Annotated in this window: 16 protein-coding genes; 9 read left to right on the forward strand and 7 right to left on the reverse strand. The window is 32.3% G+C overall.

The window, feature by feature from the left end:
- The first annotated feature begins 41 nt into the window (after positions 1-41).
- On the forward strand, positions 42-740 hold the full coding sequence (locus BM350_RS09855; RefSeq protein WP_090912449.1) for a DUF4240 domain-containing protein: 699 nt from the start codon (positions 42-44) through the stop codon (positions 738-740).
- Positions 741-853: 113 nt separating this feature from the next.
- Here BM350_RS09855 and BM350_RS09860 read toward each other — a convergent pair whose 3' ends face one another.
- Both BM350_RS09860 and BM350_RS09865 read right to left on the reverse strand, forming a co-directional pair.
- Positions 854-1,705, reverse strand: coding sequence for a pentapeptide repeat-containing protein (locus BM350_RS09860; RefSeq protein WP_090912447.1), 852 nt, complete (start codon positions 1,703-1,705; stop codon positions 854-856).
- Between the two features lie 88 nt (positions 1,706-1,793).
- Positions 1,794-2,369, reverse strand: a complete 576-nt coding sequence (locus tag BM350_RS09865) for a recombinase family protein (protein WP_090912445.1) — start codon at positions 2,367-2,369, stop codon at positions 1,794-1,796.
- Positions 2,370-2,516: 147 nt separating this feature from the next.
- Between BM350_RS09865 and BM350_RS09870 the strand changes: the two genes are divergently transcribed.
- The 3 genes from BM350_RS09870 to BM350_RS09885 all read left to right on the forward strand — a co-directional run bounded on the left by BM350_RS09870 (position 2,517) and on the right by BM350_RS09885 (position 6,948).
- Positions 2,517-5,480 (forward strand): Tn3 family transposase, encoded by a 2,964-nt coding sequence (locus tag BM350_RS09870; protein WP_090912443.1) that lies wholly within the window; start codon positions 2,517-2,519, stop codon positions 5,478-5,480.
- Between the two features lie 674 nt (positions 5,481-6,154).
- Positions 6,155-6,733: a TetR/AcrR family transcriptional regulator gene (locus BM350_RS09880; RefSeq protein WP_090912441.1), complete on the forward strand. Its 579-nt coding sequence runs from the start codon at positions 6,155-6,157 to the stop codon at positions 6,731-6,733.
- A 2-nt stretch (positions 6,734-6,735) separates the two neighbouring features.
- Entirely contained in the window at positions 6,736-6,948 is a 213-nt protein-coding gene (locus BM350_RS09885) for a hypothetical protein (RefSeq protein ID WP_090912439.1), read from the forward strand.
- A gap of 543 nt (positions 6,949-7,491) precedes the next feature.
- Here the strand turns inward: BM350_RS09885 and BM350_RS09895 are convergent.
- Both BM350_RS09895 and BM350_RS09900 read right to left on the reverse strand, forming a co-directional pair.
- Positions 7,492-7,707 carry a hypothetical protein gene (locus BM350_RS09895; RefSeq protein ID WP_090912435.1) on the reverse strand — a complete coding sequence of 72 codons (216 nt, stop codon included), beginning with the start codon at positions 7,705-7,707 and terminating at the stop codon, positions 7,492-7,494.
- 503 nt (positions 7,708-8,210) lie between these two features.
- On the reverse strand, positions 8,211-8,510 hold the full coding sequence (locus BM350_RS09900) for a hypothetical protein (protein WP_090912433.1): 300 nt from the start codon (positions 8,508-8,510) through the stop codon (positions 8,211-8,213).
- Between the two features lie 511 nt (positions 8,511-9,021).
- Between BM350_RS09900 and BM350_RS09905 the strand changes: the two genes are divergently transcribed.
- From BM350_RS09905 to BM350_RS09925, 5 genes are all read left to right on the forward strand, one after another.
- Positions 9,022-9,930: an acyl-ACP desaturase gene (locus BM350_RS09905; RefSeq protein WP_090912432.1), complete on the forward strand. Its 909-nt coding sequence runs from the start codon at positions 9,022-9,024 to the stop codon at positions 9,928-9,930.
- A 215-nt stretch (positions 9,931-10,145) separates the two neighbouring features.
- Positions 10,146-10,607 (forward strand): CarD family transcriptional regulator, encoded by a 462-nt coding sequence (locus BM350_RS09910; RefSeq protein ID WP_170857675.1) that lies wholly within the window; start codon positions 10,146-10,148, stop codon positions 10,605-10,607.
- 545 nt (positions 10,608-11,152) lie between these two features.
- Positions 11,153-11,299, forward strand: a complete 147-nt coding sequence (locus BM350_RS09915; RefSeq protein WP_000738547.1) for a BC1881 family protein — start codon at positions 11,153-11,155, stop codon at positions 11,297-11,299.
- Positions 11,300-11,594: 295 nt separating this feature from the next.
- Positions 11,595-11,828 (forward strand): hypothetical protein, encoded by a 234-nt coding sequence (locus BM350_RS09920; protein WP_090912427.1) that lies wholly within the window; start codon positions 11,595-11,597, stop codon positions 11,826-11,828.
- 239 nt (positions 11,829-12,067) lie between these two features.
- The gene (locus tag BM350_RS09925; protein WP_090912425.1) at positions 12,068-12,301 is read left to right on the forward strand and encodes a YuzF family protein; all 234 of its coding nucleotides are present in this window, start codon (positions 12,068-12,070) and stop codon (positions 12,299-12,301) included.
- A 67-nt stretch (positions 12,302-12,368) separates the two neighbouring features.
- On the opposite strand, the gene BM350_RS09930 is transcribed toward BM350_RS09925, so the two are convergent.
- From BM350_RS09930 to BM350_RS09945, 3 genes are all read right to left on the reverse strand, one after another.
- Positions 12,369-12,644 (reverse strand): hypothetical protein, encoded by a 276-nt coding sequence (locus BM350_RS09930; RefSeq protein ID WP_001087720.1) that lies wholly within the window; start codon positions 12,642-12,644, stop codon positions 12,369-12,371.
- A gap of 673 nt (positions 12,645-13,317) precedes the next feature.
- Entirely contained in the window at positions 13,318-13,848 is a 531-nt protein-coding gene (locus BM350_RS09935) for a hypothetical protein (RefSeq protein WP_090912423.1), read from the reverse strand.
- Between the two features lie 494 nt (positions 13,849-14,342).
- Positions 14,343-14,777 carry a hypothetical protein gene (locus BM350_RS09945; RefSeq protein WP_090912422.1) on the reverse strand — a complete coding sequence of 145 codons (435 nt, stop codon included), beginning with the start codon at positions 14,775-14,777 and terminating at the stop codon, positions 14,343-14,345.
- Positions 14,778-14,786 lie beyond the last annotated feature (9 nt).

Here is a 14,786-nt window from a genome sequence, read left to right on the forward strand (position 1 = left end):
GAAAAGCACCTAAAGAGGTTATTTACATTGGGAATATTCCTTTGACGAATAATAAAGGAAAAATAATATGTAACTCATTCAGTGGGAAATGGGACAATTTTGTTGGAATGGAAGCCTTTTTAGAGTGGCGATGGGAATATGATAGAGAAAACTTTGAGAAAGAAATTGGGGAAGAAGAAAAAAGAATTAAAGAAGAATATGATAGTAAACCTCAAAAACCTAAAAAAGTGATGCAGGATAAAGCCTTTTGGTCAATTATTTCCCTACTTAATTTTAATGAAAATGATGAAGAAAAAGTAATAGAACCTGCTGTAAATGCACTGGCTAAAATGAGTGTAAAGGATATAAAACAATTTGAAGAAGCATTGTCATATAAACTATATTTATTAGACACTAAAGAACACGCTAAAAACATAGGGGAATATTCATATAGTGAAATAAAAGAGCATTTCTCAGTGGACTTATTCTTGTATATTAGGTGTTCAGTCATTACTCAAGGGAAAGAGTATTTTGAGGACTCCCTCAAAAATCCTCAAAATATGCCGCAGGATAACTCCTTTGAACCTTTACTGTTATTAGCATCCGAAGCATATACAAGAAGAACTGGAAAAGAGTTCGAATATATCACAGGTTGTGATTATGAATCATTCTCAAATATTGAAGGTTGGGGTACCGTCAGGAAAATGCGGATTTACAACGATAAGGAAATTCCAATATTAAAAACCCCAACTTCTCCGTAAATTTATAGAGAAAATTGGGGTTTGTATTACTTCATTAAGGCTCCCTTTTCTTGAATAAGGCTGATAGTAAAACCATCTTCAAAAGTCCTTTTCAATACGAAAATATATACAAATTAGTTAATCCAATGAGAAGGTCGATGTATATGAGAAGGTAATGATGTCTTTACATCACCTTTAGCCGAATTAATCTGCATTTGGGTCAAAAACATACTGGTGGACAGATTTGCACCACTAAAATTAACATCTCGCAAATCCGCACCAATAAAATTCACTGCCCTTAAGTCCGTATTTCTCATGTCCGCGGCAATCAAATAGGCTCCCCTAAAATCAGTTGCTCTTAAATCTTTTCCCTTTAACTTTTTACCCATCAAATCAGCTCTCGCATGGTTAAACTCTTTAATTTTTCGAAGACTAGGCATTTTATCGATTGTATTTCTTCTGACAAAATCACTTGCTGAAGTAAGCAGTTCATTTAAAGAAAATCGATACATCACCAAATCAAGTGACAATAAATTATCTGCGTCCAACTCCGTTAAATCCTGCAATTCCTTTAACTGTTTTCTCAATTTATCAGCTAAATCATCCGGTATATTGTAAGACAGAGCTTCTGCCACGTACGCTATCATTTCATGTATTTGCTCCATGATGGGAAACACTTGAAACATTTTCTTCCCAATGTCAGGGTTTTCTCGCCAACTCTGACCGTTAAAAGTAACTTGAGAAACGACTTGTCCAGCACCCAAACAATCAAATACTGTACAGCCTTTGAATCCTTTCTCCCTCAACTGACTATGAATTTGGCAACTATAATCAGACTGCAAATTCATACAAGGAGTGCCTGCCGATTTGTTAATCGGAAAATCACTTGATGCTACAATATTAAGTGCTGTGCAGCAAAGTCCAAAGCACTTCGTACAATCAGCTGTTAAATTTTCTCTAATATTTTTAGCTGTTTTATTATCCATTTTCTACCTTCTATTCTTTAGTTAAAAAACTTTTTAATTTATTATATAAGACTTGAAGAATATGCTCCTTTAATGGAATAAGGAATGACTATTTGTTCCCTTCCGATAGCTTTCTATATAATGAAGCCCTGGATACATTTGTAATTTCGCAAATTTGATTTACAGTCATTTCTCCCTCTTTATATAGCTTTACTGCATAATTCATTCCTGCGTGATTTTTATGATATTTCTTTAACCGGCCTTTAAACTTCCCTTCTTTCTTAGCCAGATCAATCCCTTCACGTTGACGCATGCGGATAAGATCTCGCTCTAATTGGTTAACACCAGCCATTACTGTAATTAAGAATTGGCTGTATGGATTATCCTCTGATAAATCTAGCCATGAATCCTTGATTGATTTTAAGCTTGCCTTTTTACTTCGTATTATATCAATCAATTCAAATAAATCCTGCGTACTTCGAGTGATCCGAGTTAGATCTGTAACATAAACAATGTCATCTTTCCGTAAATCCTCTAACATTTTTTGAAGGTGCTCACGCTCCTTTGTTGCTTCAGAAACTTTTTCTTCAAAAATAATATCCATTCCGATTTCGTTTAATTGCTGAAATTGCCTTGAAGGATTTTGGCTAGTCGAACTGACACGTATATAGCCGATTTTTCGCAAAATATCACCTCTTTTTTGAGACAAGTCTTATGAGACACTCTTAACTATGATTTTATCATTCTACTGCACTTGTATCAATAGAGTACACTCTATTGATATATAATTGAACTAATTAACTGAATAATTACAGAAATGAGATGATACTGTATGAAAATTGTGAGAGGTAGAGAATTACTTACACCGGAACAGCGACAGGCCTTTATGCAGATTCCTGAAGATGAGTGGGTGCTAGGAACCTACTACACCTTTTCCAAACGAGATTTAAAAATTATAAATAAGCGAAGGAGAGAAGAAAACCGTTTAGGGTTCGCCGTTCAATTAGCCATTCTTCGGTATCCTGGTTGTCCATACACTCATATCAAAAGTATCCCAGATTCAGTCATACATTATATATCGAAACAAATCGGTTCCACTCCATCTTCGCTTAGTCTTTATCCTCAAAGAGAAAATACACTTTGGGATCATTTGAAAGAAATTCGTAATGAATACGACTTTGTAACTTTTACTCTAAAAGAATATCGAATGACATTTAAGCACCTTCATCAATTAGCTTTGGAAAATGGTGATGCCATTCATCTACTACATGAATGTATAGATTTTCTAAGAAAAAACAAAATCATACTGCCTGCTATCACTACACTTGAAAGAATAGTGTGGGAGGCAAGGGCAATGGCTGAAGAGAAGCTATTTAATACGGTTAATAAATCTCTAACAAATAAGCAAAAAGAAAAGCTTGAAGAAATCATTACTTGGCAGCATCCATCGGAATCCAATAAAACGATATTGGGTTGGTTAAAGGAACCACCGGGTCATCCTTCACCCGAAACATTCCTAAAAGTAATAGAACGACTCGAATACATACGCGGAATGGAATTAGAAACGGTACAAATTAGTCATTTGCATCGCAATCGCCTGTTACAGCTATCTCGCTTAGGTTCAAGATATGAGCCTTATGCATTCCGTGACTTTCAAGAGAATAAACGATATTCGATATTAATTGTCTATTTATTACATCTTACTCAGGATTTAACTGATAAAGCTTTTGAAATTCATGACAGACAAATACTCAGTCTGTTATCAAAAGGCCGTAAGGTCCAAGAAGAAATTCAGAAACAAAACGGTAAAAAGCTGAATGAGAAGGTCATACACTTTACGAATATTGGCCAAGCTTTAATCAAAGCAAAAAAGGAAAAATTAGATGTTTTTGACGTTTTAGAATCCGTTATTGAATGGAATTCTTTTGTCTCCTCAGTGGAAGAAGCTCAGGAACTTGCACGTCCTGCCGACTATGATTATTTAGACTTGCTGCAAAAACGATTTTATTCACTTAGAAAATACACGCCGACGCTATTAAGGGTATTGGAATTTCATTCTACAAAGGCAAATGAACCACTTTTACAAGCTGTAGAGATTATTCGAGGAATGAACGAATCTGGTAAGCGAAAAGTACCTGATGAATCACCTGTTGATTTTATTTCGAAGCGTTGGAAAAAGCATTTATATGAGGATGACGGTACAATCAATCGTCATTATTATGAAATGGCAGTCTTAACGGAACTAACAGAACATATTCGTGCTGGTGATGTATCCATTGTGGGGAGTAGACAATATAGAGATTTTGAGGAATATCTGTTTTCGGAAGATACATGGAATCAAAGGAAAGAGAATACGAGGTTATCGGTTAGTTTATCATTCGAAGACTATTTGACGGAGAGAACCAGTAGTCTTAACGAAAGACTAAAGTGGTTGTCTGCCAATTTCAATAAATTAAATGGGATTTCTCTTGAAAAAGGAAAACTGTCAATTTCACGCTTAGAAAAAGATGTTCCAGAAGAAGCAAAAAAATTTAGTGCAAGTCTTTATCAAATGCTACCAAGAATAAAATTAACCGATTTACTTATGGATGTTGCTTATATAACAGGATTTCATGAGCAATTTACTCATGCTTCCAATAATCGAAAACCAGATAAAGAAGAAACGATCATTATCATGGCTGCCCTTTTAGGAATAGGAATGAATATTGGGTTGAGTAAGATGGCTGATGCCACACCAGGACTTACATATAAGCAACTAGCCAATGTATCCCAATGGCGCATGTATGAAGATGCAATGAATAAAGCCCAAGCCGTATTAGTAAATTTTCATCACAAATTACAATTGTCTTCCTATTGGGGAGACGGTACAACTTCTTCGTCAGACGGAATGAGAATGCAGCTAGGTGTTTCATCACTTCATGCAGATGCAAACCCACATTACGGAACTGGAAAAGGAGCCACCATCTATAGATTTACAAGTGATCAATTCTCTTCTTACTACACAAAGATTATTCATACTAATTCAAGGGATGCAATTCATGTTTTGGATGGTTTATTACACCATGATACTGATCTAAACATAGAGGAACATTATACAGACACGGCCGGTTATACAGACCAAATTTTCGGATTGACTCATATATTAGGATTTAAGTTTGCTCCAAGGATAAGAGATCTTTCGGACTCAAAACTATTTACAATAGATAAAGCAAGTGAATATCCAAAACTAGAAGCTATTTTACGTGGACAAATAAATACAAAGGTCATTAAAGAAAATTATGAGGATGTTTTGCGACTTGCTCACTCTATAAGAGAGGGAACAGTCTCAGCGTCTCTTATTATGGGGAAACTAGGCTCTTATTCAAGGCAAAACAGTTTAGCTACAGCCTTACGTGAGATGGGAAGAATCGAAAAAACAATCTTTATTCTAAATTACATTTCGGATGAATCTTTAAGAAGAAAAATACAAAAAGGATTAAATAAAGGAGAAGCCATGAATGGACTTGCAAGAGCTATTTTCTTCGGAAAACAAGGTGAGCTTAGGGAACGAACCATACAACATCAATTGCAAAGGGCCAGTGCCTTAAACATAATTATCAATGCCATCAGTATCTGGAATGCTTTACATCTAACAAAAGCAGTTGAATATCAAAAACGGATAGGTAGTTTTAATGAGGACTTATTGCATCATATGTCACCTTTAGGTTGGGAACATATCAATTTACTAGGAGAATACCATTTTAATTCAGAGAAAGTGGTCTCATTAGATTCTCTAAGACCATTGAAACTTTCTTAGCGTTGTTAAAAATAGGGAAATCGTCTTGGAAATGGGCTTAGCGTTGTAAATCCGCATTTTCCTGATGGTACCCCATTATAAAATCCTTAAGGTGACCCCAAACAGGCGATCTCTATACTTGCTACGTAATACATACTGGATTTATGGAAACATTTCTCAATATTATATTATCGTTATATACACTATAATATAAGTAATTCTTTTTTTATTTATATTTTGTTATTTCCTGTTGCAAGAATCCTTATGATAAGGATTCTATTTTTTTGCATCAAATTTCTAGAAAGAAAAGAGATAAGATCGGAGAATGCAATCTTATCTTCAGCATAAGGAGTAAAACAAAGGGTAATAACCATCTTATTTTTATTATATTATATTTTTTAATATTAAAACCATAGATAACAGTTACATCTATATTGAGAAATTTATTACAAAATTAGTTGTAAATGTTTTTAAAAATGAAAGTAAACTTTTGAATATTTGTTTACATTCGTTTCCCCTTAATCATTGACTTCACACTAAATCCCTTGACATCCTCAAAGTTAACCGAAAAAGTATACATTCAAAATACTATAAATAAAGAGCTTGAAAAGTCCTTTCAGATTTTCTAAATTATATTTCATTTAATACCGTGATTTTCAATTGACAATTTAGTACGAACGTACTAAAATTAAATTATGACAAAAACAAAAGATAAAATCATTCAAAAATCAATCGAGTTCATCTCAAAATATGGTTATGCTAATTTTTCAATAGGAAATATTGCTAAAGAGTTGCACATAAGCAAAGGAGTCGTTAATTACCATTTTCCTCAAAAGGAGTTGTTACTAAAAACAATAATCACTCAATTTTATGAAAAAGCAGCCACTTATATGGGCGAGCACATGGAATTAAATACGGACGCAAAAAGAACTTTAGAATCGTACATCGAGTCTAATTTGAGATTTGTATCTGAAAATAAAACAGAAACATTAGCGCTAACAGAAATAGTGTTAAATGCAAGAAATGAAGATGGAAAATTAATCTTTATGGACGAAGATAAAGCCGTGTTCAAGCCGTTAATTGAGATGTTTAAATATGGCCAAGATGTTGACAAAAGTTTTAGGAAATTCTCTCCTGAAATAATGGCCAGAGCGGTTAGAAGTGTAATCGATAATTTTAGTTCAGTAATTGCAAAAGGTGAAATAAATGATGTTGATTCAGTAATAAACGATATAAAAGCAATATTTGATAAAGCGACAGAAAGGAGTAATTAAAAGTGAATAAAAATGATTTACTCAGACTAGCTGGGGTTATCTTTTTTATTTTTTCAGTTCAAGGGATTTTAAGACCTTTAATCAATATGTTTCTTGGTCATCCATTAGTTTTTAACTTGTTCCATCTTTCTAGTCCCATTTCACTCGCAATCTATGTGATTCTTTTCGGATTAGGAATTTTGTTAGTTGTAAAGACAAAACCGTTTAGTAAATAAAAAATTAATGCATTTTCCTTTCCCGCTGTATACCATATTGAAATCAAGTTAACATAACCCCACTTATCAGTAGTCACTGTATCTAGAAAAAACCCCTTCAATTTACTTGCTGAAGGGGTTTCGTATTTACATAATTTTCGTTAGAGGAAGTAAAAGCACACCTCTCCTCATTTTGGAGATGGTACTGTATTTTATTGTTTTGCTAATCTACAATTTCGTATAATGCTATAAGTCCCTATGGCCAAGAACATGATACTCAGTCCGATAAACGTAGTACCCATCCCCTTGTTGCCCTGTGAGAAGTTCTCGATTGCATATAACACCATGGTCAACATACTGATAAACAGAGTAACAATACTAAAAGGATGTATCTTTACCATCTTTACCATCTCCATTTCATAATCTTATGTATACATATTATACCAATGAAGTTGTAGGTTAGATACAGATTTCCCCTGTATACCCTATACATGTTCAGTTAACATAACGCCCTATTATCAGCAGTAAAAAAGCTAGCGATAAACAAATATTGAATATAAATTTTTAATTACTGTTTTTTAATGGAGTGTTTTTAAATTTATGTAGAAATATAGATATTCCTAACAATAATATTCCTACAGAAAACATAATAACTTTACTTTGAAATACTTCTCGTCCATTCCAATAGTCTAAAAACATTAGTATTCCATTTTGCACTAACAGAAAAATAGAAAAAAGCGTTGTAAAAGATTTAATTAAACCAAATGTAGATCTTTTCATATATTACACCTTCTTTTTTAGAACTATATTTTAAATATATACTAATCCTTTTTATTCCATTTTAACACATCAATAAATTTAAACAATTTAATATTCGCGCAAATCCTTTTAGTGGTAGAAAACATGTGAATACCTTTCCGTACATGCTTGCTTTTCCTAAAAGAAATCATGTCCTTAAAGGTATACCTTTACAAGCGTCCAAAGAACATCTATGAAACATTGAAATATCAAGTTTATAAAGGTAATAAGAATTATTTTATAAACGTTTATTTTTAATGAATACCTTTATAAACGAAAATGGTATAATCGTGGTAACGAATGTAAGGAGAATATCAAACTGATGAATATTTATGGATATACAAATGAATATAATACGTTATAGTCGCTATTATAACAAAAACGAAGAGTATTGCGAATAAAAAGAATACTATAATAATTTTTTTGGGTGTTAGTTAAAAAAGCTTCGGAAATAAACCTTTTATAAAGGTTTATTTTAAATATGATTATTGTATTTCGAGGGGCTCCTTATAAACCTTAGCTATATATTTTACAAAATCAATAACGGGATAGTGTATGAGTGAACGATGCTGAGCAAAACGAACCCCTGCTTTTTCCATTTTCGAAATGACTTGTTCAATTTCCACCTCTTTTTGTTGTATTCTATTATAATTTTGATATACAATGTTTTTCCATTTATAAGAAGAACCGTGAAAATAACTCTCTCCTTTTACCCTGTGACTGAATATTATTTCTATTTTTTCTCTACGTTGTTTTTCCTTCATATGCGCTTCCTGTGACTGCATGTTTATCGCCTCTTCCCTTTGTGTTGTATACTGTTTCACAAAATTCGGTCTAACTCATCATAACCAATGTACATTGTACTTGTTGAGAATTGTCGTTTAAGGCTATCTCATCAACTGTATTTGTTTTTCAAGCGCTTAATCTAATATCTTGGATCTTACGTCTAAATAAGTTGTTAGTGTGTATAAAACACTATCAATCTTTATTATAAAACGATTCTTTATAGGCATGCACCTTTTACACTCACCAAGATTTACAACATGACGAGTATCTTCATCCATGAATGTTATCCTCAGTATCTCTTTTATAAAAAAAGAAAATACATGTAACGGTTCCCCTTTTGATATGAAAAAATCATATCAAAACATAGCGCTCTTAAAGAATTTTGTTACAAATTTATTATGTTTGACTTTAAAAAAGGAACGTAATATTTATTTGTAGAAAATTTTTAATGATAAAAATGAATGTAAATATAGAATGACTATTTATGATAAGAAAAGGGGGCACTTATATATGCTAACAAATGATTTAGATTTCCGATTAGAACCACGTTTAAAAGAACTGTATGAACAACATAAAATAAGAGCGCAGAAGATAGATTGGGGTTATCATGAGTTTTTACCATGGGATAAGGGAATGGACTTTAAAAGAGTTCCTTGGGATGATAGTCAAGTTACTCTTCCTTCTGGTGTAATTACGGCCATTGAAACAGCTTTATTAACAGAAGTGAATTTACCATGGTTTACAACTTATTTATCTGCGACTTTTAAAGGATCCCTTTCTGTTATTACAGACTTTATACATACTTGGACTTCAGAAGAGGATCAACATTCGAATTTATTGGAGACCTATTTACTACTCACTCGAAGTGTGAACCCTAAACGATTACATGAATTAAGAAAGTCAGTAGTTGAGGGTGGATTTGAACCTGATTTTCATACACCAATCGAAGCGATGACGTATACGACGCTACAAGAACTTGCAACGATGGTGTTTTACAATAATGTAGCTAAGGTTGCAAGTAAGCATGATCCAGATCTTGCTACATTATTACGCCGTCTCGCCAAAGATGAGACTCTTCATTATGCGTTTTATCGAGACGTCATTCGAACACATTTGGAATTAGAACCTAATTATTGCTATCATATTGCCAATGTGATTAAGAATTTTAAAATGCCAGGTGCCGTCATGCCTGATTTTGAAAATAGAATGGCTGTGATTGCAAAAGAAGCGAATTATGGACCACTACAATATTTTGATCAAGTACTTGATGTAGTAGTTGATTATTGGGGGTTAAAAGACTTACGACCAATTGCACCTTTAGCTGAAAAAGCAAGAATTGAGATTTTGGAGTACCACACAAGATTGAAAAAAATACGGGATCGATTTGGTCGTTTTCAAGAGAAAACTGATCTACGTTAATGAGTAGAGGTTTCAAAATATACGCGGGGAAATTCCCCTTCCCTTTATTGGAAATCTGACACACTCCCTATTGTTTTGGGGCTGTTTTTATTTAATTTGATTTTTTTGAAAAAATAATTGACACTAAAAATAATTTTATGGTAATATAAAATATTTGATAAAAATCAACATATATGTTAAAGTTAAGAAGGTTACCATATATGGAGGTGGATTATATGTTTCAAATTGGTGATAACATTGTTTATCCAATGCACGGAGCAGGTATAATTGAAGCCATAGAAGAAAAAGAATTCTCAGGGAAAAAACAACAGTATTATGTTATAAAAATGTCAATCAGTAATATGCAAGTCATGATTCCTATGGGTAAAATATTAAGTTCGAGTATACGCCCAGTTACTGATATACTTGCATTAAAACACATTATACACATTTTTCAGCATGGAGAATCAGATAAATTATTGCCGTGGAAACAAAGGTATAAAGTGAACACGGAAAAAATAAAAACGGGTGAAATACAAGAAGGTGCTGAAGTTGTACGCGATTTAATGCGTATGCAGAAAGAAAAAGCACTGAATACAAGCGAAAAAAAAATGTTGGATAACGCACATGAATTTTTGATTAGTGAACTAGGATTAATTAAAGGGATCACTGAAAATCAAATAAAAAGTTTCTGTTAAGATTCATTATAGATAATGTATTACATCCCCCGAAAATATCCTGAATTTTTCGGGAATATGATGATTATTTAAAGTAAATCATTTCAAAGACATTCAACTTCTTCAACTCACTTTTAGAGTAGGAACCTCTTTTGTTATTACTTCAATCTAATCCATTTTTATTTTTAAATTTCTTTTACGAACGTTCGAAGTTTCATCAAATAACTCGATTAAATAGTCACTTGATTTTTGAAATCCTGATTCACACTGGCACGGACAAGGAGCCGTAAGGATGAAAGAGAGGTAGGGCTTTCATTGTTTTAGGTAATATACTATCTAAGTCATTATTTCTAGAAGAAAAAACAATCAATCTCACCGCTATCTTTAAGAGTTCCTTACATCTACTGATACAGTGAATAGTAATTGTTTATCTTCTTTACGTAAAATTGATAAACGAACTGGTAACACCATATGGTCAACTACAAAAAATGGTTTCCAGACCAGGAAACCATTTTAAATTTTATTTACATACCAATAGTAAATTAAGCAGTAAGAAGGAGTGACACATGAAAAAAATGTTAACAAAAGAATTAAGTAATGAATTAAAGAAGCGAGAAGGGATCATTTCTATTACAGTTGAGCCTTATGAAAAAATCGAAGTTGGTGGAATTCGTGTAGATGGACCAGCTGTTATTCTAATTAATCAAGAATAGCTAAAAATAGTTGAATGAACGAAGAAAAGGATCAGCCTTTACGAGAAGGGAAGATCCTTTTTTGTTTGCTGCAGCTAATATGGGATACACATAATTTTCATCTGATGTGTTGAGGTTAAAAGGAAGGAGAGGGTCGGGATTATCATAGTGGAAAGCGTAATATTGGTAGGATTTCTTTTCATGTTATATAAATTAGTTGCTAAAAAAACAAACTAATTATTTAAATGGATAGATTTATCTTTTTAAGGTCGGGTTTATTTTATAGTGAAATGGATAATGTAAAGGAGAAATTTAGATGGATGCAAGGAAAGAACGCATAAAATACGAAAAGATGTCAAAGAATTATGACCGTATTTATTTCGTTTCGTTTATCCTATTAATTGTACTTGTTTGTAGTAGTGTGATTATCATAGGAGCTACAGGGGGAAAATATGGATTGTTTTTATTGTTAGCAATTTTACTTAACGCACATATTACGAAAGAATCTCAAAAAAAGTATGAGCACCATTCTAATAAAGGGCGTATTTAAAATGATACATATCCTGAAAGGAAAAACCTAGATGTACATGCAAAGTATCCCTATATCATTACCTATTAACTAGTAAAAAAGAATCTTATATAAATAATTTTTTAGTAATTTAGGAATAGAAAACGTACCTTATTAAAATGTTATTTTCGTTCATATAATGAATTATCCTTCTAACATATTTATAGGATTTATATCATATATTAAGAGAAAGAATGTAAGTTAGAAAGGAGTCTTATAGAATGAGTTATTTGGAGGGAAATGACTTTAGTGAACAAAATATGGTAAGTGTACCTAATCCCTACGTATATCAGACATTACAATCGGTAATTGGTAAACATGTGGTTATTGAAACTGTAAGAGGTAATGTAAGAGGAAAGTTAAAGGATGTGAAACCAGATCATTTACTCATTGAAGATACGGTACCGTATATTGTACGAGTTCAACAAATTGTATGGATTATGCCAAAACAATGATCAAATTACATCTAATTTGATTTATAACAGATTGGCGTCATAGACAACCAAATAAAAACATAGGGTTTTATCTCTGTGTTTCTTCAAATTTTCGTTTTTGAATATATGCTTGCGCATGAATAATTTCTTCCTGAAGCTCTTTTAATTCTTTCATAGATTCTGATTCAATTGCCATGTAAGTAGTAACTAAACTGATCATCATATCCATCTTCTCTACTATATTTTGAATGACCTGTTCAGATTGCTCTTTTTTAGGGTGTTGTATTGCTATTAATACATTTTCTATATAATTGTTCTTTCTTTGCTGGATATCATAAATAAATTGTTTTGTGTTTGAGTTCATTTGTTGTTCCTCCATTTTGGATATATTTTTATTCTATCATATTTGAATAGGAAATATTGGATTCCCCTAAAATCACACCTGTCTCGTACACCTCCTCAAATATACAAACTAATTCCTTAACGTACAGGGAATCGGTTAATTTGTGTCTAAAATGTGTCTAAACGTACAATTTTCTTTTTTTGATATGGTGAGGCCTATTAGTCAATAATGTCACGTATCTCGTATGAATTATCTCGAAAGTCCTATCATTGTTAAATAATCCATTTTTAACATTGCAAGTAGCTAGCTTAGCGTTGTAAATCCGCATTTTCGGGACAGAACCCCTTAATTAATTTAGAGGTACAGCCAACGCACTAACATAAAACCCACGCTAAGGAGTATTTGTACCGTAACAATACTGTGTACGTTTTTGTTACAATGCTTTGTTTAAAGCTTATTACTAAGCAATTTGTTGATTTTGGCGTAACAAAAATGTGTAACAAATTCAATCTGTATCAAAACTTTTTGACATCCTTTTTGTTACAAAGAAATTGAAGATGTTTATTACCTTTTTATAGCATGGAAAACCCTTAGCGTACTAAAATTAAGGATTTAAATTCCAAAAAATGTATTATCGTGGGTTTTATGTCATTTGGTTGGCGGGTCCCCTACTAATACCACACCTTTTTTTATTTTACTCTCCTACTCCTTTTTCCTTTTTAATAAACCTTATAATTAAGTCTTCACCTTTGTATCTAGGGTCTAACTTAATCTCACCTTTATATTCAATTACCTTCACCTTATCCATGACAGTTATACTGTCATACAACTCTTGCTTTACCCATAACTTTTTAACTTTATCATTAACAATCAATTCTAAAGTAGGGTGTTCAAGGATAAGATACTCGGTCTCAACATGTCTCCCAAGAACAGGTGCTTCTATTGACTTACCTTTCGCAACTAGTTCATCGTTTTGATACCCCTCTATTACTGACAAGACTATACAAAACAATACAAAACAACCAAAGTATATCCAATTTTTCTTTCTTTTCTTTTTCTTATATGCTTCCAGTTCTACAATATACGCTTCCAATTCATACTCTGTGTACCCCTTAACGTCTGTAGTCAAATAATAGGTTTTTCCAAACTTTTTACTTGTAAATGCTACATAGTCGTTTAAATACTCTGGGTCTTTCTCATAGTTTATAAATTTCTTTTCACCCATACTGCTACCCCTATCTGTCTTCTAGTATACCTACCCCTATTGTTATAAGAAACACAACAAAGAGTATTAATAGTACTGTCTGTATTCTAAGACTGAATGTATTCTTAGAGCCTTCTAACACGCCCCACAGTATAAGTGGAGAGAGAAGAATACCAAAGAGAATAACAACAAACTTGTTAGTCTCCTTTTCTTTTGGTTTCTCTTCTTCCACTATACGTTCTACCCTGTTTGGTGCTTTTTCTAATGAAGTTAGAGTTTTCTTTTTTTACGTCTATGATTCACTTCGCATACCCCTTTATTTTGTTTCATAGTTGTCTTTTATGAATGCATCCAGTCTGTACTTTAACCCTTCTACTTTCATATTTACATCTACTTTGTCTGAGTAAGTTTTGCCTTTATAAGTGTAGTCTAATTCATAAGACGTATGAAACAAACCTACTTGTTACTTGAATGATAAATTTTAATAAAAAAGCTATATTTAAACACATTATTAATTAAATGATTAATTCTTTTTCAAGAAAAGTTACTACATTATTCCATTCTTTTATTGTTGAACCTTTTTCATATTCAAATTCTCCGAAATTTATATTGTTATCTGATTCATCTTCATAAAGTGAAAATTCTCTTATTAATGAACCTTTTTCTATAATTATAAGTTCTGCATTAAAATTTTCAACATAGTAAGCGTATGTAACAGAATTCTCTTTTGCAAGTTCTATCCAAGATACATTTGATAGACCAAAGAATGCTTCGCCTTCAAGGTCTACAAAATATGTCCATCCATCTTCATGTTCAGAAAAATACACTGATTCATCGATAAAATTCCCATATTCATCTAATTGAAATTCGATATCTTTATTCATCCAATCACAATAACGTTTTTTAGCTTCTTCTAATGATAAACTTATTTTAAAACAACATTCTCTCAATCTAGTTTC

This window comes from Bacillus sp. 103mf, assembly GCF_900116295.1.
GTDB classification, from domain to species: Bacteria; Bacillota; Bacilli; order Bacillales; family Bacillaceae_G; genus Bacillus_A; species Bacillus_A bruguierae.

What these genes read in the sequence shown, in the direction of transcription:
- BM350_RS09895 (WP_090912435.1), bottom strand. Translation starts at nt 7,707, where the DNA reads ATGAAAAGATCTACATTTGGTTTAATTAAATCTTTTACAACGCTTTTT.
- BM350_RS09880 (WP_090912441.1), top strand. Translation starts at nt 6,155, where the DNA reads ATGACAAAAACAAAAGATAAAATCATTCAAAAATCAATCGAGTTCATC.
- BM350_RS09905 (WP_090912432.1), top strand. Translation starts at nt 9,022, where the DNA reads ATGCTAACAAATGATTTAGATTTCCGATTAGAACCACGTTTAAAAGAA.
- BM350_RS09860 (WP_090912447.1), bottom strand. Translation starts at nt 1,705, where the DNA reads ATGGATAATAAAACAGCTAAAAATATTAGAGAAAATTTAACAGCTGAT.
- BM350_RS09910 (WP_170857675.1), top strand. Translation starts at nt 10,146, where the DNA reads ATGTTTCAAATTGGTGATAACATTGTTTATCCAATGCACGGAGCAGGT.
- BM350_RS09870 (WP_090912443.1), top strand. Translation starts at nt 2,517, where the DNA reads ATGAAAATTGTGAGAGGTAGAGAATTACTTACACCGGAACAGCGACAG.
- BM350_RS09930 (WP_001087720.1), bottom strand. Translation starts at nt 12,644, where the DNA reads ATGAACTCAAACACAAAACAATTTATTTATGATATCCAGCAAAGAAAG.
- BM350_RS09900 (WP_090912433.1), bottom strand. Translation starts at nt 8,510, where the DNA reads ATGCAGTCACAGGAAGCGCATATGAAGGAAAAACAACGTAGAGAAAAA.
- BM350_RS09935 (WP_090912423.1), bottom strand. Translation starts at nt 13,848, where the DNA reads ATGGGTGAAAAGAAATTTATAAACTATGAGAAAGACCCAGAGTATTTA.
- BM350_RS09920 (WP_090912427.1), top strand. Translation starts at nt 11,595, where the DNA reads ATGGATGCAAGGAAAGAACGCATAAAATACGAAAAGATGTCAAAGAAT.
- BM350_RS09915 (WP_000738547.1), top strand. Translation starts at nt 11,153, where the DNA reads ATGAAAAAAATGTTAACAAAAGAATTAAGTAATGAATTAAAGAAGCGA.
- BM350_RS09925 (WP_090912425.1), top strand. Translation starts at nt 12,068, where the DNA reads ATGAGTTATTTGGAGGGAAATGACTTTAGTGAACAAAATATGGTAAGT.